This window comes from Streptomyces sp. NPDC088923, assembly GCF_044749745.1.
Classification (GTDB): Bacteria; Actinomycetota; Actinomycetes; order Streptomycetales; family Streptomycetaceae; genus Streptomyces.
On sequence record NZ_JBIVIO010000001.1, the window covers coordinates 2,206,747 to 2,229,037 of the forward strand.

Here is a 22,291-nt window from a genome sequence, read left to right on the forward strand (position 1 = left end):
GCCCCATGACCACGAAGAAGAAGGTCGTCGTCCTCGACTACGGCTTCGGCAACGTCCGCTCCGCCGAGCGCGCCGTCGCCCGCACCGGCGCCGAGGTCGAGATCACCCGCGACTACGACGCCGCGATGGCAGCGGACGGCCTCCTCGTCCCCGGCGTCGGCGCCTTCGCCGCCTGCATGGCCGGGCTCAAGGCCGCGCGCGGCGACTGGATCGTCGACCGCCGCCTCACCGGGGGCCGCCCCGTCCTCGGCATCTGCGTCGGGATGCAGGTCCTCTTCGGGCGCGGCATCGAGCACGGCGTCGAGACCGAGGGGCTCGACGAGTGGCCCGGCACGGTCGGCCCGCTCAAGGCGGACGTCGTCCCGCACATGGGCTGGAACACCGTCGACGCCCCCGCCGACAGCGCGATGTTCGCCGGGCTGAGCCCCGAGGAGCGCTACTACTTCGTGCACTCCTACGCGGTGCACGACTGGACCCTTCAGGTCACCAACCCGGCGATCCGCCCCCCACTCGTGACCTGGACCACGCACGGCGAGCGCTTCGTCTCCGCCGTCGAGAACGGCCCGCTGTGGGCCACCCAGTTCCACCCCGAGAAGTCCGGCGACGCCGGAGCCCAGCTCCTCACCAACTGGATCGAGACCCTCTGACCATGGCCCAGCAGCTCGCACTCCTCCCCGCCGTCGACGTCCGCGACGGCCAGGCCGTGCGCCTCGTGCACGGCGAGTCCGGTACGGAGACCTCCTACGGCTCCCCCCTGGAGGCCGCCCTCGCCTGGCAGTCCGCGGGCGCCGAGTGGCTGCATCTCGTCGACCTCGACGCCGCCTTCGGCACCGGCGACAACCGCGCGCTCGTCGCCGAGGTGACGGCCGCCATGGACATCCGCGTCGAGCTCTCCGGCGGCATCCGCGACGACGACACCCTCGCCGCCGCGCTCGCCACCGGCTGCACCCGCGTCAACCTCGGCACCGCCGCCCTGGAGACCCCCGAGTGGGTCGCCAAGGTCATCGCCGAGCACGGCGACCGCATCGCCGTCGGCCTCGACGTCCGCGGCACCACGCTGCGCGGACGCGGCTGGACCCGCGACGGCGGCGACCTCTACGAGACCCTCGCGCGCCTGGACGCCGAGGGCTGCGCCCGCTACGTCGTCACCGATATCGCCAAGGACGGCACCCTCAAGGGCCCCAACCTCGACCTCCTGCGCGGCGTCTGCGCCGCCACCGACCGCCCCGTCGTCGCCTCGGGCGGCGTCGCGACGCTCGACGACCTGCGCGCGCTCAGCACGCTCGTTTCCGAGGGCGTCGAGGGCGCGATCGTCGGCAAGGCGCTCTACGCGAAGGCGTTCACGCTGGAGGAGGCGCTCGACGTGGTGAGGCAGGCGTGAGCGGCGCGGTACGCAGGATCTCCTCGGGCGGCCCCTGGGAGGAACGCTTCGGCTACGCACGCGCCGTCGCCCTCCCGAACGGCCTCGCCCTCGTCTCCGGCTGCACCGGGATACAGGCGAGCGGCACCCTCGTCGCCGGCGGCCCCTACGAGCAGGCCCGCGCCGCGCTCGCGACGGCGCTCGACGCGCTCGGCCGCCTCGGACTCACCGCCGCCGACGTCGTCCGCACCCGCATGTACGTCGTCCACGCCCGTGACGTGGACGAGGTCGGACGTGCCCACGCCGAGGTCTTCGGCGAGGTCCGCCCCGCCGCGACCCTCGTCCTCGTCGCCGGGCTCGTCGACCCCGAGATGCTGGTGGAGATCGAGGTCGAGGCGTACGGGAACCCGGAGGTGACCGCGTGAGCCTCGCCGTCCGCGTGATCCCCTGCCTCGACGTCGACGCGGGCCGCGTCGTCAAGGGCGTCAACTTCGAGAACCTGCGCGACGCGGGCGACCCCGTCGAACTCGCCAAGCTCTACGACGCCCAGGGCGCCGACGAGCTGACCTTCCTCGACATCACCGCCTCGTCCGGCTCCCGCGAGACGACGTACGACGTCGTGCGCCGCACCGCCGAGCAGGTCTTCATCCCGCTCACGGTCGGCGGTGGCGTCCGCACCGCCGAGGACGTCGACAAGCTCCTGCGCGCGGGCGCCGACAAGGTCGGTGTCAACACCGCGGCGATCAGCCGGCCCGAGCTGATCCGCGAGATCGCCGAGCGCTTCGGCCGCCAGGTCCTCGTCCTCTCCGTCGACGCGCGCCGCCGCACGGACTCCACCCCGGGCTTCGAGGTGACGACCCACGGCGGACGCACGGGCACCGGGCTCGACGCCCTGGCGTGGGCCGAGCGGGCCGCGGAACTGGGCGCGGGCGAGATCCTCCTCAACTCCATGGACGCGGACGGCACCAAGGACGGCTACGACCTGGAGATGATCACCGAGGTCCGCCGCCGCGTCGACGTCCCCGTCATCGCGAGCGGCGGCGCCGGCAAGCTCGCCGACTTCGTCCCCGCCGTCGAAGCGGGCGCCGACGCGGTCCTCGCGGCCTCGGTCTTCCACTTCGGCGACCTGGCCATCAGCGAGGTCAAGGACGCGATGCGGGGGGCGGGACTGCCGGTGCGCTGAGGCGCGCGGGCGGCGCGGGGACGTCGAACCCCCACCGGAGGGCGGGGACGTCGAACCCGCCACCGCAGCCCCCCGGGACCGGAATCCGGCAGCTCGGAGGCCGTTCTCACTGCCGTATCCCCGCACTGCGCCCCGCCCCGCCCGGAAGCTACGGTTCCGGGCGGGGCGGGCGGTTCCTTCGCACGCCGTACGAGGGAGGGGAGTCCATTGCGGATACGCGGGAAGCGGGCGTACGGCGAGGGCGCGCGGCACCGGGGCAGCCGCTACACGTACGACCGCACCTGGCAGAGCCGTGCGCACCTGCCGCGCAAGCGCCCCGCCTGGCTGGGGTGGACGTTCTGCGGGGGTGTCCTCGCCCTCGCGGTCGGCGTGGGTGCCCTGCTGGCGCTGCCCGGGCAGGTGACCGAGGAGGCCGCTTTCCGCAAGGCCGGGACCTGCGGTTCCTCCGTACCCGCGAGGGACACGGGAGCCGACTGCCTGCGCCCCGTCCGCCTCACCGTCACCTCGGTGGGGAACACGACGGAGGGCAAGAGCAAGGTCCGCCGCGTCGGCTTCGACGGCAAGGGCTGGAGCGGCGCCGTCAACTTCGCGGACGACACCCGGTTCGGCGGGGAGGTCGCGGAGGGCGACACGGTGCGGGGCTCCCTGTGGCACGACAGCCTCGTCGCGGTCACCTGGGCGGGGAAGCGCCAGAAGAGCACCAGCGACCCGCGTGGCGAGAGTCTGGCCCTGACCGGCTTCGTGCTCGGCGGCCTCTCCGTCGGCGCGCTCTGCCTCCGCGCGGGCGTCCGCCGCCTACGGCGCGCGGGCTGGCACCGCCCGCACGGCCCCGCGGGATACGCGCTGGACAGGGAGTCGGACGACCTGGTCAGTGCCTGCTTCACGCTCGGCCTCGCCGCGATCCTCCCCGGGATGCTCCTCGGCGCCCTCGATCTGCCCTGGTGGAGCCTGCCGCCCCTCTGGGCGGCGATCGTGGGAACGGCCTACGCGGGGTACCTCCGGTGGCGGGACCCGGGACGGAGGCGGATCTCCGCCCTCGCACTGCGCGCGGAGTGACCGTCCGCCCCGCCGCCCCCTCAGAACCCCAGTTTGTCCGTCTCCGAGACCGCCGTGACCGCTGCCTTCTCGCCCTCCAGCTGCACGTCCGCGTGTGCCTGGCGGCCGAAGAGGAAGAGGGTCAGTTCGCCCGGCTCGCCCGTCACCGTCACGACCGGGGTCTCACGGTTGGCGACCGCCGTGCGGCCGTCGGGCAGGCGCAGGACGAGGCCGACCGGGGAGCGGCGGGCGAGCGGGCGCGCCATCTTCTCCAGGCGCGTCCACAGCGTGCCCGCGAAGACCGGGTCGAGGGTGCGCGGCGTCCAGTCGGGCTGCGCCCGGCGGACGTCCTCGGCGTGGACGAAGAACTCGACGGCGTTCGCCAGCTCGTCGACCTGCTTGAGCTTGAACGGCGAGTACTTCTGCGGACCCGTGCGGATGAGCTGGAGCAGTTCCTCGTACGGCTTGCCCGCGTACTCCGCCTGCACCCGCTCCAGGCGCGGGGCGAGCGCCTTGACGAACATGCCCCCTGACGCGTCCGGGCGCCGCTCGCGGACCACCACGTGCGCGGCGAGGTCCCGCGTCAGCCACCCCTCGCACAGGGTCGGCGCGGTGGGACCCGACGCCTCCAACAGATCGGCCAGAAGGAGCCGTTCACGCTTCGCATGACTGGACATACAGGTCAGCCTAGCCCCGCGAGGGGCAGGTGAAACGTCCCGCGCCCGGGGCGTGCCGCGCTGCGCGACAATGGGCGGTATGAACAGTACGGCCGACAGCCCCCTCGACCCGGACCTCGCCCGGCGGCTCAAGCGGACGGCGGACGGGCTCGTGCCCGCCATCGCCCAGCAGTACGACACCGGCGAGGTGCTCATGCTCGGGTGGATGGACGACGAGGCGCTGCACCGCACCCTCACCACCGGGCGCTGCACCTACTGGTCGCGCTCGCGGCGGGAGTACTGGGTCAAGGGCGACACCTCCGGTCACGTCCAGCACGTCAAGTCCGTCGCCCTGGACTGCGACGGCGACACGCTCCTCGTCCAGGTCGACCAGGTGGGCGCCGCCTGCCACACGGGCGACCGCACGTGCTTCGACGCGGACGTCCTGCTCGCGCCGGAGTCCTGAGGCGGGGGGACCGGCGGCCGGACCCCACCCGGCGGCCCCGGCGGCGAGACGTGAATCCGGTGACCCCCGCAGGCCAGTAGGGTCCTGCCCCATGGACCTCGCAGCCTTCCGCGCTCTCGCCGCCGACCGGCGTGTCATCCCCGTCAGCCGCACCCTGCTCGCCGACGGCGACACCCCGGTCGGCCTCTACCGCAAGCTCGCCGCCGAGCGCCCCGGCACCTTCCTGCTCGAATCGGCCGAGAGCGCGGGCCAGTCCTGGTCCCGGTACTCCTTCATCGGCGTCCGCAGCGCCGCCGTGCTCAGCGAGCAGGACGGGCAGGCGCACTGGACGGGCACCCCGCCCGTCGGCGTCCCCACCGAGGGCGACCCGCTCGCCGCGCTGCGCGCCACCGTCGAGGCCCTGCACACCCCGCGCGACCTCGCCCCCGGACTGCCGCCCTTCACCGGCGGCATGGTCGGCTACCTCGGCTACGACGTCGTCCGCCGCCTGGAGAAGCTCCCCGAGGACACGCCCGACGAACTGGGCCTGCCCGAACTGACGATGCTCCTCACCTCCGACCTCGCCGTACTCGACCACTGGAACGGCACCGTCCGGCTCATCGCCAACGCCATCAACCACAACGACCTCGCCACCGGCGTCGACGAGGCGTACGCGGACGCCGTCGCCCGCCTCGACGCGATGGAGGCCGACCTGCGCCGCCCCCTCGCCTCCGAGCCCGCCGCACTCCCCGAGTCCGCGCTGCCCGAGTACACCGCGCGCTGGGGCGGCCCCGACTTCCGTACCGCCGTCGACACCATCAAGGAGCGCATCCGCGCCGGGGAGGCCTTCCAGGTCGTGCCCTCGCAGCGCTTCGAGACCCCGTGCGCGGCGAGCGCCCTCGACGTCTACCGCGTCCTGCGCGCCACCAACCCCTCGCCGTACATGTACCTCCTGCGCCTCGACGGCTTCGACATCGTCGGCTCCAGCCCCGAGGCGCTCGTCAAGGTCGAGGACGGCCGCGCCATGGTCCACCCCATCGCGGGCACCAGGCCACGCGGCGCGAGTCCGCAGGAGGACCGCGAACTCGGCGAGGAACTCCTCAAGGACCCCAAGGAGCGCGCCGAGCACCTCATGCTCGTCGACCTCGGCCGCAACGACCTCGGCCGCGTCTGCGCCCCCGGCAGCGTCGAGGTCGTCGACTTCATGTCGATCGAGCGGTACTCGCACGTCATGCACATCGTCTCGACCGTCACCGGGCAGGTCGCCGAGGGCCGCACCGCCTTCGACGTCCTCACCTCCTGCTTCCCCGCCGGGACCCTCTCGGGCGCGCCGAAGCCGCGCGCCCTGGAGATCATCGACGAGCTGGAGCCCTCGCGGCGCGGCGTGTACGGCGGCGCCGTCGGCTACCTCGACTTCGCGGGCGACTCGGACACCGCGATCGCGATCCGCACCGCCGTCCTGCGCGAGGGCACCGCGTACGTGCAGGCCGGGGCAGGGGTCGTCGCCGACTCGGACCCGCTCGCCGAGGACCAGGAGTGCCGCAACAAGGCCGCCGCCGTGCTCCGCGCCGTCCACAGCGCCGACCGCCTGCGGGCCGCACGGGGCGGTGAGGGATAGTGGACGAGTGACTGCTGTCCCGCATCCCCGTACCGACGCGCCGCCCGCGCCCGCGAGCCCGGCGGCCCCCGCCGCGGCGCGCGCCCAGCGCGGCGCGCGCCGGAGCCTCGCCGCCGCGCTCGTGCTCGGCGCCGCGGGTGCCGCGCTCGCCCTCCTGTGCTCGCGCCAGACCTGGGCGCACGGCACCGCGAACGTCGTGGGCGGCACCCTGCCGCTCTCGGTGAAGGGCGGCGACGTCACCGGCGCGCCCGCGGCCCTCGCCATCGTCGGCCTCGCCTCGCTCTTCGCCGTCTTCGCCGTGCGCCGCGCGGGCCGCGTCTTCGTCGCGGCGCTCCTCGCGCTCAGCGGCCTCGGCACCGTCGTCGCCGGTGTCCTCGGCGCCCGCGACCACGGCGCGCTCGACGACAAGGCCGCCGAAGCCTCCGGGCACGCGGCGGCGACCGTCCACGCCTTCAGCGCGACCGCCTGGCCCTGGGTCTCCACGGGCGCGGGCGCCCTCCTCCTGCTCGCGGGCGTCCTCGCGCTGCTGCACGGCCGCCGCTGGCCCGCGATGTCCGGGCGGTACGAGCGGGGGAGCGCGGCGCCCCGGCCCCGTACCCCCGCCCGCGCGCTCGACCCGGACCGCCCCGAGGACCTGTGGAAGGCCATCGACCGGGGCGAGGACCCGACGGGCGAACGCTGAGCCTCCGCAGCTCAGCGGGCCCACCCCGGTGCGCGCCGCCGGGCCCGGTGGGCGACAATGGAGGCGTAGATCCACCGTACCGAGGAGCAAGTCATGTCGAAGAGGAGCCACGGGCACACCCCGGCGGCGTGGACCGGCGTCCTGATCGCCTTCGTCGGGTTCATCGTTTGCAGCGTCTTCATCGTGATGTCCGTGCCGGTCGGCTTCTGGATCGGCATCGGGATTCTGCTGCTCGCGGCGATCGTCGGCGGCGTCATGAGCATGGCGGGCCTGGGGAACCGGCCCACCGGCAAGACCGAGCTCGGCCACGGCGCGCACTGACCCCGCGCGCCACGCCGCGAGCGAGCCGTGTGCGCGGTGCGGGCCCGGCCCGCACAATGAGCCCGTGACCACCCCGTCCGCCGCCGCGCACCCCGCCCGCCGCCTCCTCGCCCCCGCCGCCGCCCTCGCGGGCGTGGCGGGGGCGTTCGTGTACGTGGGGGCCGTCGACCCGAACGAGCCCGGGCACTATCCCGCGTGCCCCCTGCTGCGGCTCACCGGCATCTACTGCCCCGGGTGCGGGGGGCTCCGCAGCGCGCACGCCGTGGCGCACGGGGACCTCGCGGCGGCCTTCCAGGACAACGCGCTCGCCGTCGCCGGGTACGCGATCGCCGCGGTGCTCTGGCTCGTGTGGGTCGTCCGCGCCGCCCGCGGCCAGGACCTCGCGGTGCTCCAGCCCCCGGCCCGGCTGCGGTGGGCGCTCGGGGCCCTCGTGCTCGCCTTCACGCTCCTGCGGAACCTGCCGCCCGGCGGTTTCCTGCACCCATGAGTCAACGCCGCGGCGAATGCGCTGGTCAGCCTCGCCACCGTCAACCGGATGCGCGCCTTACGCCTTGTGGCGGCTACCATCGCCAGAGGTCCCCCGGCCCCGTACCACCGGGCACGGCCGCGCCCGTACCACGTTGCCCCTTCCCGCGCGGGGAGGCTTGAGAGGAGTCCGCCGGAGTGAGTGTGCTCGACGAGATCATCGACGGAGTGCGTGCCGACCTCGCGGAGCGGCAGGCGCGCGTCAGCCTCGACGAGCTGAAGGAGCGTGCGGCCCGCGCCCCGGAGGCCCGCGACGGGCTCGCCGCGCTCGGCGGCGAGGGCGTGCAGGTCATCTGCGAGGTCAAGCGCTCCAGCCCCTCCAAGGGCGCGCTCGCCGCGATCGCCGACCCCGCCGCGCTCGCGGCGGACTACGAGGCGGGCGGCGCCGCCGTCATCTCCGTGCTCACCGAGCAGCGCCGCTTCGGCGGCTCGCTCGCCGACCTCGAAGCCGTCCGCGCCAAGGTCGACATCCCCGTCCTGCGCAAGGACTTCATCGTCACCTCGTACCAGCTCTGGGAAGCCCGCGCCTACGGGGCCGACCTCGCGCTCCTCATCGTCGCGGCCCTGGAGCAGCCCGCGCTCGAATCGCTCATCGAGCGCGCCGTCTCGATCGGCCTCACGCCGCTCGTCGAGGCGCACGACGAGGAGGAGGTCGAGCGCGCGGTCGCCGCCGGCGCCCGCCTCGTCGGCATCAACGCGCGCAACCTCAAGAACCTCAAGGTCGACCGCAACACCTTCGAGCGCGTCGCCCCGGAGGTCCCCGCGGGCGTCCTCAAGGTCGCCGAGTCGGGCGTACGCGGTCCGCACGACCTCATCGCCTACGCCAACGCGGGCGCCGACGCCGTGCTCGTCGGCGAGTCGCTCGTCACCGGGCGCGACCCGAAGACCGCCGTCGCCGACCTCGTCGCCGCGGGCGCCCACCCCGCGCTGCGCCACGGACGGGACTGACACCTCCACCATGACCACCGCCGCCCCCGCCCCCGCGACCCGGCAGGCCCCGTGCCCGCCCGGGGCCGCGGCCTGCGCGGCGGAGAGCGGTCTCGCGGTTCCCGCCCGGCCCGGCCCCGTAGCGGAACGGGCGGCGTGCGCGCAGGCCCGCGACCCGTACGCGCGGCTCGCCAGGGGCTGCCGCCCGCGCGGCTGCCGCGCACCGGCCCGCCGCGTCCACGGCCGCCGGGTGCGGTACGTGATCGGCGACGAACCGGGGCAGGTCAACGGCATGCGATGGCGCCGCACCGGCCGCTGAGGGCGCTGACGCGGCGTGCCGCCCGTACCGTATGTGTCCGGGCGGGCACACTCCGTACCCTCGTGGCCGCTGTGCCGTCCCTGACCACCTCTCCCGGGCCGCCCACACGCGCCCCGGTACCGGAGCGTCCATCCATGTCACACGAGACATCCCAGGGGCACGACTTCTTCGTGCCCGATCCCGAGGGCCTGAGCCCGAACACCGAGGGCTACTTCGGCCGCTTCGGCGGCGCCTTCATCCCCGAGGCGCTCGTCGCGGCCGTCGACGAGGTCGCCGTCGCCTACGACAAGGCCAAGAGCGATCCCGCCTTCGCCGCCGAGCTGAACGACCTCCTCCTCAACTACACCGGGCGCCCCAGCGCCCTCACCGAGGTGCCCCGCTTCGCCGGACACGCGGGCGGCGCCCGGGTGTTCCTCAAGCGCGAGGACCTCAACCACACCGGCTCGCACAAGATCAACAACGTGCTCGGGCAGGCGCTGCTCACCCGCCGCATGGGCAAGACCCGCGTCATCGCCGAGACCGGCGCGGGTCAGCACGGGGTCGCCACCGCGACCGCCTGCGCCCTCTTCGGCCTCGACTGCACGATCTACATGGGCGAGATCGACACCGAGCGCCAGGCCCTCAACGTGGCCCGCATGCGCATGCTCGGCGCCGAGGTCGTCGCCGTGAAGTCCGGCAGCCGCACCCTGAAGGACGCCATCAACGAGGCGTTCCGCGACTGGGTCGCCAACGTCGAGCACACGCACTACCTCTTCGGCACCGTCGCGGGCCCGCACCCCTTCCCCGCGATGGTCCGCGACTTCCACCGCGTCATCGGCGTCGAGGCCCGCCGCCAGCTCCTGGAGCGCACCGGCAGGCTCCCCGACGCCGCGGTCGCCTGCGTCGGCGGCGGCTCCAACGCGATGGGTCTCTTCCACGCCTTCCTGCCCGACGAGGGCGTCCGGCTCGTCGGCTGCGAGGCCGCGGGCCACGGCGTCGCCTCCGGCGAGCACGCGGCGACCCTCACGGCGGGCGAGCCGGGGATACTGCACGGCTCCCGCAGCTACGTCCTCCAGGACGAGGAGGGCCAGATCACCGAGCCCTACTCGATCTCCGCCGGGCTCGACTACCCCGGCATCGGCCCCGAGCACGCGCACCTGCGCGAGAGCGGGCGCGCCGAGTACCGCCCGGTCACCGACCGGGAGGCGATGGAGGCGCTGCGGCTTTTGTCGCGCACCGAGGGCATCATCCCGGCCATCGAGTCGGCGCACGCCCTCGCGGGCGCCCTCGACATCGGCCGCGAACTCGGCCCCGACGGGCTCGTCCTCGTCAACCTGTCCGGACGCGGCGACAAGGACATGGACACCGCCGCCAAGTACTTCGGCCTCTACGACGAGGAATCGGTCGTCGTGGACGGCATCGTCCGCGCCGACGCGGAGGGGGAGCCCCAGTGAGTGAGCACCACGTTGGACAGTCCGCGCTTTTGAGCGAGACCCTCGCGGGGGCCCGCGCCGAGAACCGCGCCGCGCTCGTCGCGTACCTCCCGGCGGGCTTCCCGAGCATCGAGGGCGGTGCGAAGGCCGTGCGGGCCGCGCTCGAAGGCGGCGCCGACGTCGTCGAGGTCGGGCTGCCGCACTCCGACCCGGTCATGGACGGCCCCGTGATCCAGACCGCCGACGACATCGCGCTGCGCGGCGGCCTCAAGATCCGGCACGTCATGGACACGGTCCGCCAGGCCTTCGAGGCGACGGGCAAGCCCGTCCTCGTCATGACGTACTGGAACCCGATCGACCGCTACGGCATCGAGCGCTTCACGCGCGAACTCGCCGAGGCCGGGGGAGCGGGCTGCATCCTGCCCGACCTGCCCGTGCAGGAGGCCGGCGAGTGGCGCGCGCACGCCGAGAAGCAGGGCCTCGCGACGGTCTTCGTCGTCGCGCCGAGCAGCACCGACAAGCGGCTCGGCGAGATCACGGCGGCGGGCAGCGGCTTCGTCTACGCGGCCTCGCTCATGGGCGTCACGGGCACCCGCGACTCGGTGGGCGAACAGGCCAAGGACCTCGTGGCCCGCACCCGCGCCACGACCGACCTGCCGATCTGCGTCGGCATCGGCGTCTCGACCCCGGCCCACGCCGCCGAGGTCGCCGCCTTCGCGGACGGCGTCATCGTCGGCTCCGCCTTCGTCAAGCGCCTCCTGGACGCGCCCGACGAGGAGTCGGGACTGGCGGCGGTACGGGAACTGGCGGGCGAGCTGGCGAAGGGCGTCCGGCAGCGGGGCTGAACCGGTGGGGCCGGTCCGGCGAGGCCGGTCCGGCGGGCGTGACGCACGGCAGCGGGCCGGGCGCGGCGGGGGTTCCCCCGGCCGTGCCCGGCCCGCGGGCTTTCCGGGCCGACGTACGGCGCCGCTTTCCACGACGTGCCCGCACGAGGGGGCGGCCGATGAGCCGATCGTCCGACCGGTTCCCGGCAACCCCGCGCGTCCCGTTTCACTCGTCCGCGTGAAGAAGCCGTTCGGCAGGCACGCGTGCCCCGCCGGTTCGTTGACGGGGGTGTGAGCGAGAAGAATCGTCAGGGAAAGCTGTCCGCGCGGGACCGCATCGCGGCCGACCGCCGTCGTGAGGAGGCCCGCGAGAAGCGGCGCAAGAGCCTCGTCATGGGCGCCGTCGTGCTCGGGGTGCTCGCCGTGGTGGGGGGCGTCGGTGCCGCCGTCACGCTCGGCAAGAAGAGCGGCACGGACGCCGCGGGGCCCGTCGTCGCTCCCAAGGGCGCGACGGGCGAGGACGGGCTCGCCATCCCGCTCGGCGAGAAGTCGGCCCCCTCCGTCCTCACCATCTGGGAGGACTTCCGCTGCCCGGCCTGCGCCCAGTTCGAGAACGGCTTCCGGTCCACGATCCACGAGCTGACCGCCTCGGGGAAGCTCCGCGTCGAGTACCACCTCGCCACCCTCATCGACAGCAACATGGGCGGCAGCGGTTCGGCGACCGCGGCCAACGCGGCGCTCTGCGCGCAGGACGAGAACAAGTTCCCCGCCTACCACGACGTCCTCTACGCCCACCAGCCCGCCGAGACGACCGACCCCTACGCCGAGCCGGACGAGCTCATCGGCCTCGCCAAGAAGGTCAAGGGCCTCGACACCCCCGTCTTCCGCGCCTGCGTCACCGAGAAGAAGCACAGCGCCTGGGTCGCCAAGTCCAACGAGAAGTTCCAGCAGGGCGACTTCCGCGGCACCCCCACGGTGATCCTCGACGGCAAAGACGTCTTCAAGAACCCGAAGCCGGCCTTCACCCCCGACCGCCTGAAGGAACTCGTGGAGGAGAAGGCGGCCAAGGGCTGAGCCCCTCGCCCGAGGCCCACGAATCAAGCCCGTCCCGCGCTTGAGGAGACTGCCGGAGGCGGCGGAGGGCCGGCCCGCCGAAGGGCGCTGTTACGGAGACGTTGCCAACACTGCGGCCCGTCCCCCTCCCGCCCCGCGATAGCGTGGACGTCGTCATGGACCTTGCCTACATTCCCAGCCCGTCGCGCGGAGTGCTGTACCTCGGCTCCATCCCGCTGCGCGGATACGCGTTCTGCATCATCATCGGCGTCTTCGTCGCCGTGCTCATCGGCAACCGGCGCTGGATCGCGCGCGGTGGCCGGGCGGGCACGGTGGCGGACATCGCCGTCTGGGCGGTGCCCTTCGGGCTCGTCGGCGGACGGCTGTACCACGTCATCACCGACTACGAGCTGTACTTCACCGAGGGCAAGGACTGGGTCAACGCCTTCAAGATCTGGGAGGGCGGCCTCGGCATCTGGGGCGCGATCGCCTTCGGCGCCCTCGGCGCCTGGATCGGCTGCCGCAGGCGCGGCATCCCGCTCCCGGCCTGGGCCGACACGGTCGCCCCCGGCATCGCCTTCGCCCAGGCGATCGGCCGCTGGGGCAACTGGTTCAACCAGGAGCTGTACGGCAAGCCGACCGACCTGCCCTGGGCGGTGAAGATCACCAACGACAGCGGCGGCCGCATCCCCGGCACGTACCACCCGACCTTCCTCTACGAGTTCCTGTGGTGCGTCGGCGTCGGCCTCCTCGTGATCTGGGCCGACCGTCGCTTCCGCCTCGGCCACGGACGCGCCTTCGCGCTCTACGTCGCCGCGTACTGCGCGGGCCGCGGCTGGATCGAGTACATGCGCGTGGACACCGCGCACCACATCTTCGGGGTCCGGCTCAACGTCTGGACGGCGATCATCGTCTTCATCGCCGCCGTCACCTACTTCGTGCTCTCCGCCCGCCTGCGCCCGGGCCGCGAGGTCATCGTCGACAAGGGCGGCGACGACACGGAGACCCCGGAGCCGCTGGACGCCGGGGACACGAAGGACACGAAGGACGGGAAGGCCGCGAAGGGCGCCGAGGACACCGGCGACACCGGGGCCGAGGCGAGCGACAAGGCCGGGGACAAGGCGGACGAGCCGGGCGACGCCGCCCGCGAGGACGCCGAGTCCGCCGGTCCCGCACCCTCCCTCAAGAAGAGCTGAGCCGCCGGGCCGCACCCAGGTCCACGGCACCCCGCGGGGCGGGACGGATCACCTCCGTCCCGCCCCGTACCCGTACCGCCTGCCCCGGCCCCTGCCCGCCGTCCTCTACCCCACCCCGAGCCGCTCCGCGAGCGACTTCGTGCGGCGGGCGACCGCGACGAGCGCCGCGTCCACGAAGCGGCCGTCCGGGAGCACGAGCGCGCCGCCGTCCCGCGCCGCCGCGCTCAGCACCTCCTCCGCCGCCGCGACCTCCGCACCGCCCGGACGCCACGCGCGCTCGATGACCGCGAGCTGACGGGGGTGGATCGCCGCGCGCCCGAAGAAGCCGAGGTCCCTGCCGTGCCGGCACGAGGCCGCGAGGCCCTCCTCGTCCCGCACGTCCGGGTACACCGACTGCGCGGGCGGCGCGAGCCCCGCCGCGCCCGCCGCGAGCACGACGCGCCCGCGCGCGTGGTCCAGCCCCGCGTCCCCGCGCACCCCCAGCACCGCCCGCAGATCCGCCTCGCCGAGCGCCAGGCCCCGTACCGCCGGGTGCGCCGTCGCGACCTCGAAGGCGCGCTCGACGCCGAGCGGGCACTCCAGGATCGGGTACAGCTCGGGCACCGGCGCCCCGCCGCAGGCGACCGCCGCGCGCCGTACGTCCTCCGGCCCCCGCGACTTCGGCAGCCGCAGGCCCGACAGGTGCGGCAGCCCGGCGAGCGCCGCCACGTCGTGCGCGCCCCACGGGCCGTCCAGGTGGTTGACGCGCACGTGCACCGGGACGGGGACCGGGGAGGAAAGGAGTTCGGCGACGGCGGCCCGCGCGTACTCCTTGCCGTCGGGCGCGACCGCGTCCTCCAGATCCACGAGCACCACGTCGGCCCCCGCCGAGAGCGCCTTCTCCACCCGCGCGGGACGGTCGCCCGGCACGTACAGCCAGGTCAGCGGAGTGCTGGACAGCGTGTCCTCCCTCGCCTCGCTCGTCATACGGCACCCGCCGCCCGCAGCCGCGCGATGTCCCCGGCGCCGAAACCGGCCTCACCGAGCACCGCGTCCGTGTCCGCGCCGTGCGGTCTGCCCGTCCAGCGGATGTGCCCCGGCGTCTCCGAGAGCCGGAAGAGCACGTTCTGCATCCGCAGGCGCCCCAGCTCGGGATCGTCGAACACCGGCAGCGAGCCGAGCGCCGCGTACTGCGGATCGGCCATGACGTCGGTGACGTCCTGCACGGGCGCGATCGCCGCCTGTGCCTCCTCGAAGGCGGCCACGACCTCCTCGCGCTCGCGGGCCGCGATCCACGAGCCGACCGCCTCGTCGAGCACGTCCGCGTGCGCCGCGCGCCCCGCGCCGCTCCCGAACCACGCCTCCTCGATCAGCTCAGGGCGCCCCACGAGCCGCATGACCCGCTCGGCGACCGACTGCGCCGAGGTCGAGACCGCGACCCAGCGGTCGTCCGCCGTGCGGTACGTGTTGCGCGGGGCGTTGTTCGCGGAGCGGTTGCCGGTGCGCGGCTGGACGTAGCCGAGCTGGTCGTACCAGAGGGGCTGCGGGCCGAGCACCGTGAGGATCGGCTCGATGATCGCGAGGTCCACGACCTGGCCGCGCCCCGTGCGTTCCCGCCCCGCGAGCGCCGTCATGACCGCGTACGCCGTCGCGAGCGCCGCGATCGAGTCGGCGAGCCCGAACGGCGGCAGCACCGGGGGCCCGTCCGGCTCCCCGGTGATCGCCGCGAAGCCGCTCATCGCCTCCGCGAGCGTCCCGAAGCCGGGGCGACGCGCGTACGGGCCGAACTGCCCGAAGCCCGTGACGCGCGCGAGGACGAGCCGGGGATTGACCTCACTCAGCTCCGCCCAGCCCAGCCCCCAGCGCTCCAGCGTCCCCGGGCGGAAGTTCTCGATCACGACGTCCGCGTCCGCGACGAGCCGCAGCAGCACCTCGCGCCCCTCGGGCCGCGACAGGTCCGCCGTCGCGTTCCGCTTCCCGCGCCCGAGCAGCTTCCACCACAGCCCCACGCCGTCCTTGCCGGGCCCGTGCCCGCGCGAGGGATCGGGCCGCGTGGGGTGCTCGATCTTGACGACGTCGGCGCCGAAGTCCGCGAGCATCGTCGCGGCGAGCGGCCCGGCGAAGAGCGTCGCGAGATCGAGCACGCGAGTGCCGTGCAGGGGACCCGGCTCCTCGGGCTGCTCCGGGGGCTCGGGCCGCTCCGGGAGTTCGGCCGCGCCGACGCCCGGCGGGGGCTCGCGCGTCGCGAGCGGCTCGTGGTTGCCCGCGCCCCTCACGCCACCACCCCCGCGCTCGCGTCGATCTCGGACCGGTGCGGCATCGAGGGCGCCGCGCCCGCGCGCTGCACCGAGAGCGCCGCCGCCGTGCCCGCCCACGCGAGCGCGTCCGGCATCGCGCGGCCCTCGCCGAGCGCGACGGCGAGGGCGCCGACGAAGGTGTCCCCCGCCGCCGTCGTGTCCACCGGGTCCACCTCGGGCGCGGGGACGAGGAGCTGGGCCGCGCCTCTCGCCGCGTAGAGGCAGCCGCGCGCGCCGAGCGTCACGACGACCTCGGGCACGCGGTCGAGCAGGACCCGCGCGGCCTCGGCCGGGTCGCGGCTGCCGGTCAGCGCCGCGGCCTCGTGCTCGTTGGGGACGAGGAGGTCGGTCGCGGCGAGGAGCCCGGGGGGCAGCGTCTGCGCGGGCGCGGGGGTGAGGACCGTGCGCACGCCGTGGCGGCGCGCGGCCTCGGCGCCCGCCAGGACCGTGCCGAGCGGGATCTCCAGTTGCAGGAGCAGCGTGTCGGCCCCGGCGATGAGGTGCTCGTCGCCGGGGACGAGTCCGGTGAGGCTCGCGTTGGCGCCCGGGACGACGACGATGGCGTTGCCCCCGTCGTCGTCCACGACGATGTGGGCGGTGCCGCTCGGGCCGGGGACGAGGCGGAGCAGTTCGGTGTCCACCCCGGCGTCGGCGAGTTCCTGCCGCAGCCGGGTGCCGAAGGCGTCCTCGCCGACGGCGCCGATCATCGCGACGGTCCCGCCCGCGCGCGCGGCGGCGACGGCCTGGTTGGCGCCCTTGCCGCCGGGGTGGGTGCGGAAACCGTGCCCGGTGACGGTCTCCCCGCGCTCGGGGGCGCGGGCGACGCGGGCGACGAGATCCATGTTCGTGCTGCCGAGGACCACGATGTGGCTCATGGCGTGGGGCTCCTGGTGGCGGTCGGGGGCGGCGCCTCGCCGTCCGTGGCGGGCACGTCCCGTACGAGGACGCGCTCGCGGGCGGCGGGGCGAGGTGCGGTCTGGTCGTGCGCGGCCCCGGGGGGCGAGGGCGAGTTCCGTCGTGAGCCGGGCGAGCCTGTCGTACTCCGCGCCGGTCTCGCCGGGATCGTTCCAGCTCCCCTTGACCGCTGTCCTCAATCGGTTCCCCAGGGGAGCGGTCCACACCCCGGGGACCCCGTGGAGCACTCCTGCGACGGACCCGGCCGTCGCTCCGTTCGAATCCGTGTCCCAGCCGCCGGAGACGGTACGGGTCACGGCGGCGGTGAAGAAGTCCTCCTCCGCGCCCGCCTCCACCGCGAGCGCCGCGTGGGTGAGCGCGGCGGCGAGCAGCGCCACGTTCGGCACGACGTGCACCCAGTGCGTGCCCCGGTGGGCGGCGTGGAGCGCGTCCACGACGGTGGCGAAGTCCTCGTGGGTACGGGCGAGGGCGACCGCCTCGCGGACCGCGCGCGCGAGGCGCGAGCGCGCGGGCACGACGCGCAGGCCCGTCGCGAGGCAGTGGTGCGCGTCCCCGCCGTGCGCGGTCGCCTCCGCGAGCACGGCCGCCGCGAACATCGCCCCGTACACGCCGTTGGTCGTGTGGCTCAGCACCGCGTCCCGCCACGCCTGCGCCGCGGCGCCCGCCGGGTCGCCCGGGTGCGTCCAGCCGTGCACGTCGGCCCGGATCAGCGCGCCGATCCACTCGCGGAAGGGGTTGCGGTGCCGGGCGGTCTCCGGCGGCTCCAGGCCGCGCAGGAGGTTCGCGTACGCGACCCGCTCGGCCGTGAAGACCTTCCCGGCGGGCAATTGCTCCAGCCACAGCGCCGCGAGGTCGGCCGTCGTGAAGTCCCGCCCGTGCCGCAGCAGCAGCTCGACGGTCAGCACGGGGTGGTCGAGGTCGTCGTCCTCGGGCGTCCCCGCGATGTTCTCGGCGAGGCAACTGCCCGCGCTGCGCCGGTTCCAGGGGTAGGCGGCGAGCAGTTCGGCCGGGACGCCGCGCGCCGTGAACCACGTGCGCAGCGGCCAGTTCCCCGCCGCCCGCGCGAGCGCCCTGATCCCGTCGAGCGGGAGCTTCTCGACCGGCTTGCCGAGCACGCACCCGGCCGCGCGCCCGCGCCAGGCGGCTTCGAGCCGCGCCTTGAGCGTCGCCGGATCGCCCTCGTACGCACGCGCCTTGGGCCACTCGGGACACGCCGCGACGATCTCGGCGAGCCCCGTCGGCTCGGCGCGGTCCGCCGCTTCGGGCACGTCCGCGATCCGGTCCATCAACTCCTCGGCGAGCGCGCGCAGTTCACGCGGTACGGAGACGGTCGAGGCCCCGGCCCGCACGGGTGCGGCGAGGCCGCCCGCCGCATACCAGCGCGCCGCGATCCCCGCGACCTCCCGCCCCTCCTCGCCCGCCTGCCGCAACTCGTGCCCGATCAGGTCCTCGGGCTGCACCCAGGTCAGGCGCAGCCGCGCGCCGCGCCTCTCCGCGTCGCCCGCGCCCGTCCGCGCGCCGCGCCTCTCCGCGTCGCCCGCGCCCGTGCCCCTCACGCGCCGTCCCCCGCGTCCAGCGCGGCGAACGCCGCCTCGTGCGCGCGGCGCCGTGCCACGTCCTTGCGGTGGATCTCCCGTGCCACCGCCGTGAGTTCGGCTGCCGGGCCGTCCAGGTCGAGGCGGCTCGCGCGGCTCACCTCCGCCGCCCACTCGGCGGGGATCGCCGCCGCACCGCCGAGCGCCCCCGCGAGTGCCCCGCCCATCGTCGCGATCGAGTCGCAGTCCCTGCCGTAGTTCACCGCGCCGAGGATCGTGTCCCCGCCCCGGCCCGCGCACACGAGCAACATGCCGAGCGCGATCGGCAGTTCCTCGATCGAGTGCAGCCGCGAGGGCCGCCGCGCGCCGAGCGAGGGCGCCCGGTACTCCTCGCCGACCGTGTCGTACGGCGCGACCGCGGCGCGCAACTCGGCCTGGGCCGCCTCCGGCTCCTCGTGCCGTACGGCGACCGCGCACACCGCCTCGATCGCCGCGCGCGTCCCGTCCTTCGCGAGCCGCAGACACGCCTCCACGACGTCCCCGGGGCCCGCCCCGGGCCGGCACGCGGCGGCGACGGCGGCGGCGAAGACCGCGGCCGCCTCGCGTCCGTAGGAGGACTGGTGCGCGCCCGCGATCTCGGCGGCCTCCGCGTAGGCGCCCTCCGGGTCACCCGCGTTGACGAGCCCGACCGGCGCCATGTACATCGCGGCGCCGCAGTTCACGACGTTCCCGACGCCCGCCTCGCGCGGGTCGGCGTGCGCGTAGTGCAGCCGTGTCACGAGCCACTTCTCGGCGAGGAAGACCCGTTGCAGCGGCAGCGCCTCGGCCTCCAGCTCGGGAATCCACCGGGGTTTCTCGGTGAGTTCGGGCACGAGGTGCGCGGCGATCGCGTGCGCGTCCAGGTGGTCGCGGACGGTGCCGTAGACGCGGATCAGCGCGTGCGTCATGAGGGTGTCGTCGGTGACGTGCCCGTCGCCCTTGTGGTACGGGGCCAAGGGGCGCGCCGTACGCCACTGTTCCCCCGCCCACGGGCCGACGATCCCGGTCACCCTGCCGCCGTGCCGCGCCACGATCTGCTCCGGGCTGTACCCCTCGACGGGCCCGCCGAGCGCGTCGCCCACGGCGGCGCCGAGCAGCGCGCCGCGCACACGGTCGGCGAGGGAGGGGCCCGCCGCGGGGACGTCTCGGGCAGGGGGAAGCGGTGAGACTGCGGTCATGAGGTACTGCCGTCCTTTCCCGCGCCCGCGGCGGGTGCGGTGGTCTTCTCGCGGAGTGGGGTCTGCGTGGCGCCTCGGCGGGGTTCCCGCGCGGGTTCCGGGTGGGTGCCCCGCGCGGGTTCCCGCTGGGTTTCGCGCGCGGGGACGAGGGCGTCGAGCCGTGCGGCGAGCGCGAGGAGATCGGTGCCCGCGAGCCGGGGCACGGCGCAGCCGCTGAGCCACCGGCAGGCCGCGCGCCACGGAGCGGGCACCACCGCACCGAGCGCCCCGGTGAGCGCCCCGGTCAGCGCGGGCGCCGAGTCGGCGACGCGGGCGAGGCAGGCGGCGGCGGGCAGCGCGGCCTCGACGCGACCGCGCGCGGCGAGCGTCAGCGCGAGCGCGACGGGCACGGTCTCGGCGGCGGCGACTCCGTAGCTGTAGACGTGGTCGACGATCTCGTGCTCCAGGACGGGGACGAGCGCGAAGGCGGCGGTGCCCGCGTCGCCGCCCGCGCGCCCGTGCCCGCCCGCGCGGTCGTCGCGCCCGTGCCCGCCCGCGCCGTCGTCCTCGCCCATGGCCCGGCGCGCGTGCGCGACCGCCTCGTGCGCGGCTCGGCCGATCGCCGTGGTCGCGGGCAGTTCGGCGAGCGCCGCGCCGACCGCCGCCTCCGCGTCCGCGCCGCCGAGCGCCGCGGCGACCGCCGCGGCGACGGCCCGCGCGCCGAGCACCCCGTCCCCGTCCTGCGTGTAGCGCGCGTCGTACTCGGCGAGCGCGGCGGCCGCGCGGGGCTCGCCGGGGCACAGCGTCGCGAGGACGGCGGCGCGGACGCACGCCGCGTCGTCGAAGTAGTGCGGGTTGTCGTGCCCGCAGGCCGGGGGAGCGAGCCCGGCGGCGAGGTTCGCGAGCGAGGTCCGCACCGAGATCCGCGCGCGGAAGGCGGGCGGCGGCTCCTCGGACGCGTGCGCCGCGGGCTCGGCGCGCGGCGCGGTGAGCTGGGCCGCGAGCGCCGTCCAGTGCCGGTCGAGCGCCGCGCGCACCCCGCTCGCGTCGGGCGCCTCGCGTACTCCGCTCGTGTCGGAAGGTACGGCGTCGAGCAGCGCGTACGCCGTCAGCGCCGCCCACTCGGCGTCGTCCGAGGGTCCGAGTCGCAGCGGCCCCGGCGCCTGGTTGAGCGCGACGGGCACCGGGAGCGTGGTCACGCCGCCCTGCTCGGCGAAGAGGTCGAGTTCGCGCGCGAGCCGCCGCGTCCACGCGGGCATCCCGTGCGCCCGGTGCCGAGCCGCGGGCCATCCCGCCGCGTCCCCGGCGGCGATCCCGAGCAGCACGCGGGCGGCGGGGGAGCGGGGGTCGTCGGCGGCGTGCGCGCGGGCGGGCGTGACGGCGACGGTCGCTGATTGCGCGGGGGCGCTCATGGGGTGGCTCCGGAGGAGGGAGGGAACGGGGCGACAGGTCCTCCGGCCGGCGGTGCGGCGGCGGGGTCCGGCACGGCGCGGTCCGGCACGGGTCGGTCCGGTGGGGCCGCGCCGGACCGGCCGGCCGCGTGGCGGGCCGTGACGAGCTGGTCGGCCAGGTCGAGTACGTGTCGGCCGGCCATCGCCGGGAGGCAGGAGCCGCGCGCGGGGCCGATGCGGCGCGCCCACTCCGGGGGGATCGCCTCGACCCCGCCCGCCGCGCCCGCGAGCGCGCCGGCGATCGCGGCGGTCGTGTCGGCGTCGCGGCCCATGTTCACCGCGGCGAGCACCGCCGTACGGAACGCGCCGCCCGCGAGCGCGTACGCGCCGAGCGCGAGGCCCACGGCCTCCGGCGCGAGGTCCGTCCACGGGTAGGCGCGCACGACGACGGCGGCGCGCAGCGCCCGTTCCCCCTCGCGCGCCGCCACGAGGGCGCGGCGCGCGGAGCGGTACGTCCAGGAATCGGTCGGTACGCAGGCGAGCGCCGCCTCCGTCACCTCGCCGGGAGCCGCCCCCGTCATCGCCACGGCGACCGCCGCGGCGACGGCCTGCCCGCCGTACACGCCCTCGCCCTCGTGGCTGACCGCGCCGTCCACGGCGACGAGCCGCGCCGCCTCGGCCGGGTCGCCCGCCGCGTACACCCCGAACGGCGCCGCCCGCATCGCGAGGCCGTCGCTCCACGGGTGCCGGTGCTGCGCGCTCGCCGGGGCGCCGAGCCCGCGCCGCAGGTTCTCCACCGTGCCGCGCTCGCTGAACCCGGCCCCGCGGAAGGCGCCCTCGTCGATGTCGGTGAGCCACTCCCGCCACGCCGCCTCCGCGTGCGCGACGGTGAGCCCGGCCCCGTGCCGTACGAGCAGCAGGCCCGAGAACAAGGCGTACTCGGTGTCGTCCGTCCCCGCGGGCCGCTCCGCCACGTACCCGGTGATCCGCCCCCACCGCCGTCTGATCTCGCTCGGCTTGAGGTTCTCGGCGGGCGCGCCGAGCGCGTCCCCGACCGCGAGCCCGAGGAGCGCGCCGCGTGCCCGTGTCTCCAGCGCGGGCGGTGCCGTGCTCACCGTGGTGGCCATCGTGTGCCTCCTCGGGCGACCTGCGGCGGGACCCTCGTTCCGCCCTCCGTCCGCTGATCCTGCGTCATCCTTCGCGCTGTTCGGACGACGTTCGAGGGGACGGGGGGATGCCCGCGGGAGAGAATCACTCTTTCGGCGGTCGCGGGAGCGGGGGGCGACAGGAGGCGGGCGCACGGCCGGGAGGTGTGCGCCCGCCGTGCGCCGGGGCCCGGCCGTGCCGGGTGGCGCGCGAGGTGCCGCGCGGGCCGGTAAGTACGGCCTTCCTTGCTGGCAGCCGCCGTTTTTCGCGCGTACT

Annotated in this window: 22 protein-coding genes and 2 pseudogenes; 16 read left to right on the top strand and 8 right to left on the bottom strand. The window is 75.5% G+C overall.

The features are described 5' to 3' along the window. Positions 1–5: 5 nt before the first annotated feature. The 5 genes from hisH to ACIP4O_RS10000 all read left to right on the top strand — a co-directional run bounded on the left by hisH (position 6) and on the right by ACIP4O_RS10000 (position 3,599). The gene (gene hisH, locus ACIP4O_RS09980; RefSeq protein WP_401573409.1) at positions 6–647 is read left to right on the top strand and encodes an imidazole glycerol phosphate synthase subunit HisH; all 642 of its coding nucleotides are present in this window, start codon (positions 6–8) and stop codon (positions 645–647) included. A gap of 2 nt (positions 648–649) precedes the next feature. Continuing rightward, positions 650–1,381: a bifunctional 1-(5-phosphoribosyl)-5-((5-phosphoribosylamino)methylideneamino)imidazole-4-carboxamide isomerase/phosphoribosylanthranilate isomerase PriA gene (gene priA, locus ACIP4O_RS09985; RefSeq protein WP_401573411.1), complete on the top strand. Its 732-nt coding sequence runs from the start codon at positions 650–652 to the stop codon at positions 1,379–1,381. After that, entirely contained in the window at positions 1,378–1,785 is a 408-nt protein-coding gene (locus tag ACIP4O_RS09990; RefSeq protein WP_401573413.1) for a Rid family hydrolase, read from the top strand. Before priA ends, ACIP4O_RS09990 begins: the two co-directional genes overlap by 4 nt. Then, positions 1,782–2,543 (top strand): imidazole glycerol phosphate synthase subunit HisF, encoded by a 762-nt coding sequence (gene hisF / locus ACIP4O_RS09995; protein WP_401573415.1) that lies wholly within the window; start codon positions 1,782–1,784, stop codon positions 2,541–2,543. The genes ACIP4O_RS09990 and hisF overlap by 4 nt, the downstream gene beginning before the upstream one ends. Before the next feature lie 207 nt (positions 2,544–2,750). Next, a complete protein-coding gene (locus ACIP4O_RS10000; RefSeq protein ID WP_401573417.1) occupies positions 2,751–3,599 on the top strand; it encodes a hypothetical protein in 849 nt (282 codons plus the stop codon). A 20-nt stretch (positions 3,600–3,619) separates the two neighbouring features. On the opposite strand, the gene ACIP4O_RS10005 is transcribed toward ACIP4O_RS10000, so the two are convergent. Next, positions 3,620–4,255, bottom strand: a complete 636-nt coding sequence (locus tag ACIP4O_RS10005) for a TIGR03085 family metal-binding protein (RefSeq protein WP_401573419.1) — start codon at positions 4,253–4,255, stop codon at positions 3,620–3,622. A 79-nt stretch (positions 4,256–4,334) separates the two neighbouring features. On the opposite strand from ACIP4O_RS10005, the gene hisI reads away from it, so the two are divergent. The 11 genes and pseudogenes from hisI to lgt all read left to right on the top strand — a co-directional run bounded on the left by hisI (position 4,335) and on the right by lgt (position 13,556). Further along, positions 4,335–4,700: a phosphoribosyl-AMP cyclohydrolase gene (hisI, locus tag ACIP4O_RS10010; protein ID WP_401573421.1), complete on the top strand. Its 366-nt coding sequence runs from the start codon at positions 4,335–4,337 to the stop codon at positions 4,698–4,700. Between the two features lie 91 nt (positions 4,701–4,791). Next, complete coding sequence (locus ACIP4O_RS10015; RefSeq protein WP_401573423.1) at positions 4,792–6,297, top strand: anthranilate synthase component I; 1,506 nt, start codon at positions 4,792–4,794, stop codon at positions 6,295–6,297. A gap of 7 nt (positions 6,298–6,304) precedes the next feature. Beyond that, complete coding sequence (locus ACIP4O_RS10020) at positions 6,305–6,979, top strand: TIGR02234 family membrane protein (RefSeq protein WP_401573425.1); 675 nt, start codon at positions 6,305–6,307, stop codon at positions 6,977–6,979. A 93-nt stretch (positions 6,980–7,072) separates the two neighbouring features. Continuing rightward, positions 7,073–7,300: an HGxxPAAW family protein gene (locus ACIP4O_RS10025; protein ID WP_401573427.1), complete on the top strand. Its 228-nt coding sequence runs from the start codon at positions 7,073–7,075 to the stop codon at positions 7,298–7,300. 64 nt (positions 7,301–7,364) lie between these two features. Continuing rightward, positions 7,365–7,787 (top strand): DUF2752 domain-containing protein, encoded by a 423-nt coding sequence (locus ACIP4O_RS10030; protein ID WP_401573429.1) that lies wholly within the window; start codon positions 7,365–7,367, stop codon positions 7,785–7,787. Positions 7,788–7,963: 176 nt separating this feature from the next. Beyond that, positions 7,964–8,773 (top strand): indole-3-glycerol phosphate synthase TrpC, encoded by an 810-nt coding sequence (trpC, locus tag ACIP4O_RS10035; RefSeq protein ID WP_361325383.1) that lies wholly within the window; start codon positions 7,964–7,966, stop codon positions 8,771–8,773. Between the two features lie 133 nt (positions 8,774–8,906). Beyond that, positions 8,907–9,071: pseudogene (gene trpM / locus ACIP4O_RS10040) on the top strand (tryptophan biosynthesis modulator TrpM); the annotation flags it as partial. Positions 9,072–9,205: 134 nt separating this feature from the next. Further along, positions 9,206–10,504 (top strand): tryptophan synthase subunit beta, encoded by a 1,299-nt coding sequence (gene trpB / locus ACIP4O_RS10045; RefSeq protein WP_361325389.1) that lies wholly within the window; start codon positions 9,206–9,208, stop codon positions 10,502–10,504. Continuing rightward, the gene (gene trpA / locus ACIP4O_RS10050; protein WP_361325392.1) at positions 10,501–11,328 is read left to right on the top strand and encodes a tryptophan synthase subunit alpha; all 828 of its coding nucleotides are present in this window, start codon (positions 10,501–10,503) and stop codon (positions 11,326–11,328) included. The genes trpB and trpA overlap by 4 nt, the downstream gene beginning before the upstream one ends. A 270-nt stretch (positions 11,329–11,598) precedes the next feature. Beyond that, positions 11,599–12,381, top strand: coding sequence for a DsbA family protein (locus tag ACIP4O_RS10055; protein WP_401573432.1), 783 nt, complete (start codon positions 11,599–11,601; stop codon positions 12,379–12,381). 155 nt (positions 12,382–12,536) lie between these two features. Beyond that, positions 12,537–13,556: a prolipoprotein diacylglyceryl transferase gene (lgt, locus tag ACIP4O_RS10060; protein ID WP_401573434.1), complete on the top strand. Its 1,020-nt coding sequence runs from the start codon at positions 12,537–12,539 to the stop codon at positions 13,554–13,556. A 105-nt stretch (positions 13,557–13,661) separates the two neighbouring features. Here lgt and ACIP4O_RS10065 read toward each other — a convergent pair whose 3' ends face one another. The 7 genes and pseudogenes from ACIP4O_RS10065 to ACIP4O_RS10095 form a co-directional block, all read right to left on the bottom strand. After that, positions 13,662–14,522: an HpcH/HpaI aldolase/citrate lyase family protein gene (locus ACIP4O_RS10065; protein WP_401573436.1), complete on the bottom strand. Its 861-nt coding sequence runs from the start codon at positions 14,520–14,522 to the stop codon at positions 13,662–13,664. Further along, positions 14,519–15,811 (bottom strand): CaiB/BaiF CoA transferase family protein, encoded by a 1,293-nt coding sequence (locus tag ACIP4O_RS10070; protein WP_401573438.1) that lies wholly within the window; start codon positions 15,809–15,811, stop codon positions 14,519–14,521. Before ACIP4O_RS10070 ends, ACIP4O_RS10065 begins: the two co-directional genes overlap by 4 nt. Beyond that, positions 15,808–16,707, bottom strand: coding sequence for a ribokinase (gene rbsK, locus ACIP4O_RS10075; RefSeq protein ID WP_361325403.1), 900 nt, complete (start codon positions 16,705–16,707; stop codon positions 15,808–15,810). The genes ACIP4O_RS10070 and rbsK overlap by 4 nt, the downstream gene beginning before the upstream one ends. A gap of 120 nt (positions 16,708–16,827) precedes the next feature. Next, positions 16,828–18,222 (bottom strand): annotated as a pseudogene (locus ACIP4O_RS10080) (ADP-ribosylglycohydrolase family protein); the annotation flags it as partial. A gap of 77 nt (positions 18,223–18,299) precedes the next feature. Continuing rightward, on the bottom strand, positions 18,300–19,499 hold the full coding sequence (locus ACIP4O_RS10085; protein WP_401573440.1) for an ADP-ribosylglycohydrolase family protein: 1,200 nt from the start codon (positions 19,497–19,499) through the stop codon (positions 18,300–18,302). Beyond that, a complete protein-coding gene (locus ACIP4O_RS10090) occupies positions 19,496–20,890 on the bottom strand; it encodes an ADP-ribosylglycohydrolase family protein (RefSeq protein WP_401573442.1) in 1,395 nt (464 codons plus the stop codon). Before ACIP4O_RS10090 ends, ACIP4O_RS10085 begins: the two co-directional genes overlap by 4 nt. After that, positions 20,887–21,996 (bottom strand): ADP-ribosylglycohydrolase family protein, encoded by a 1,110-nt coding sequence (locus ACIP4O_RS10095; RefSeq protein ID WP_401573444.1) that lies wholly within the window; start codon positions 21,994–21,996, stop codon positions 20,887–20,889. Before ACIP4O_RS10095 ends, ACIP4O_RS10090 begins: the two co-directional genes overlap by 4 nt. Between the last annotated feature and the right edge of the window lie 295 nt (positions 21,997–22,291).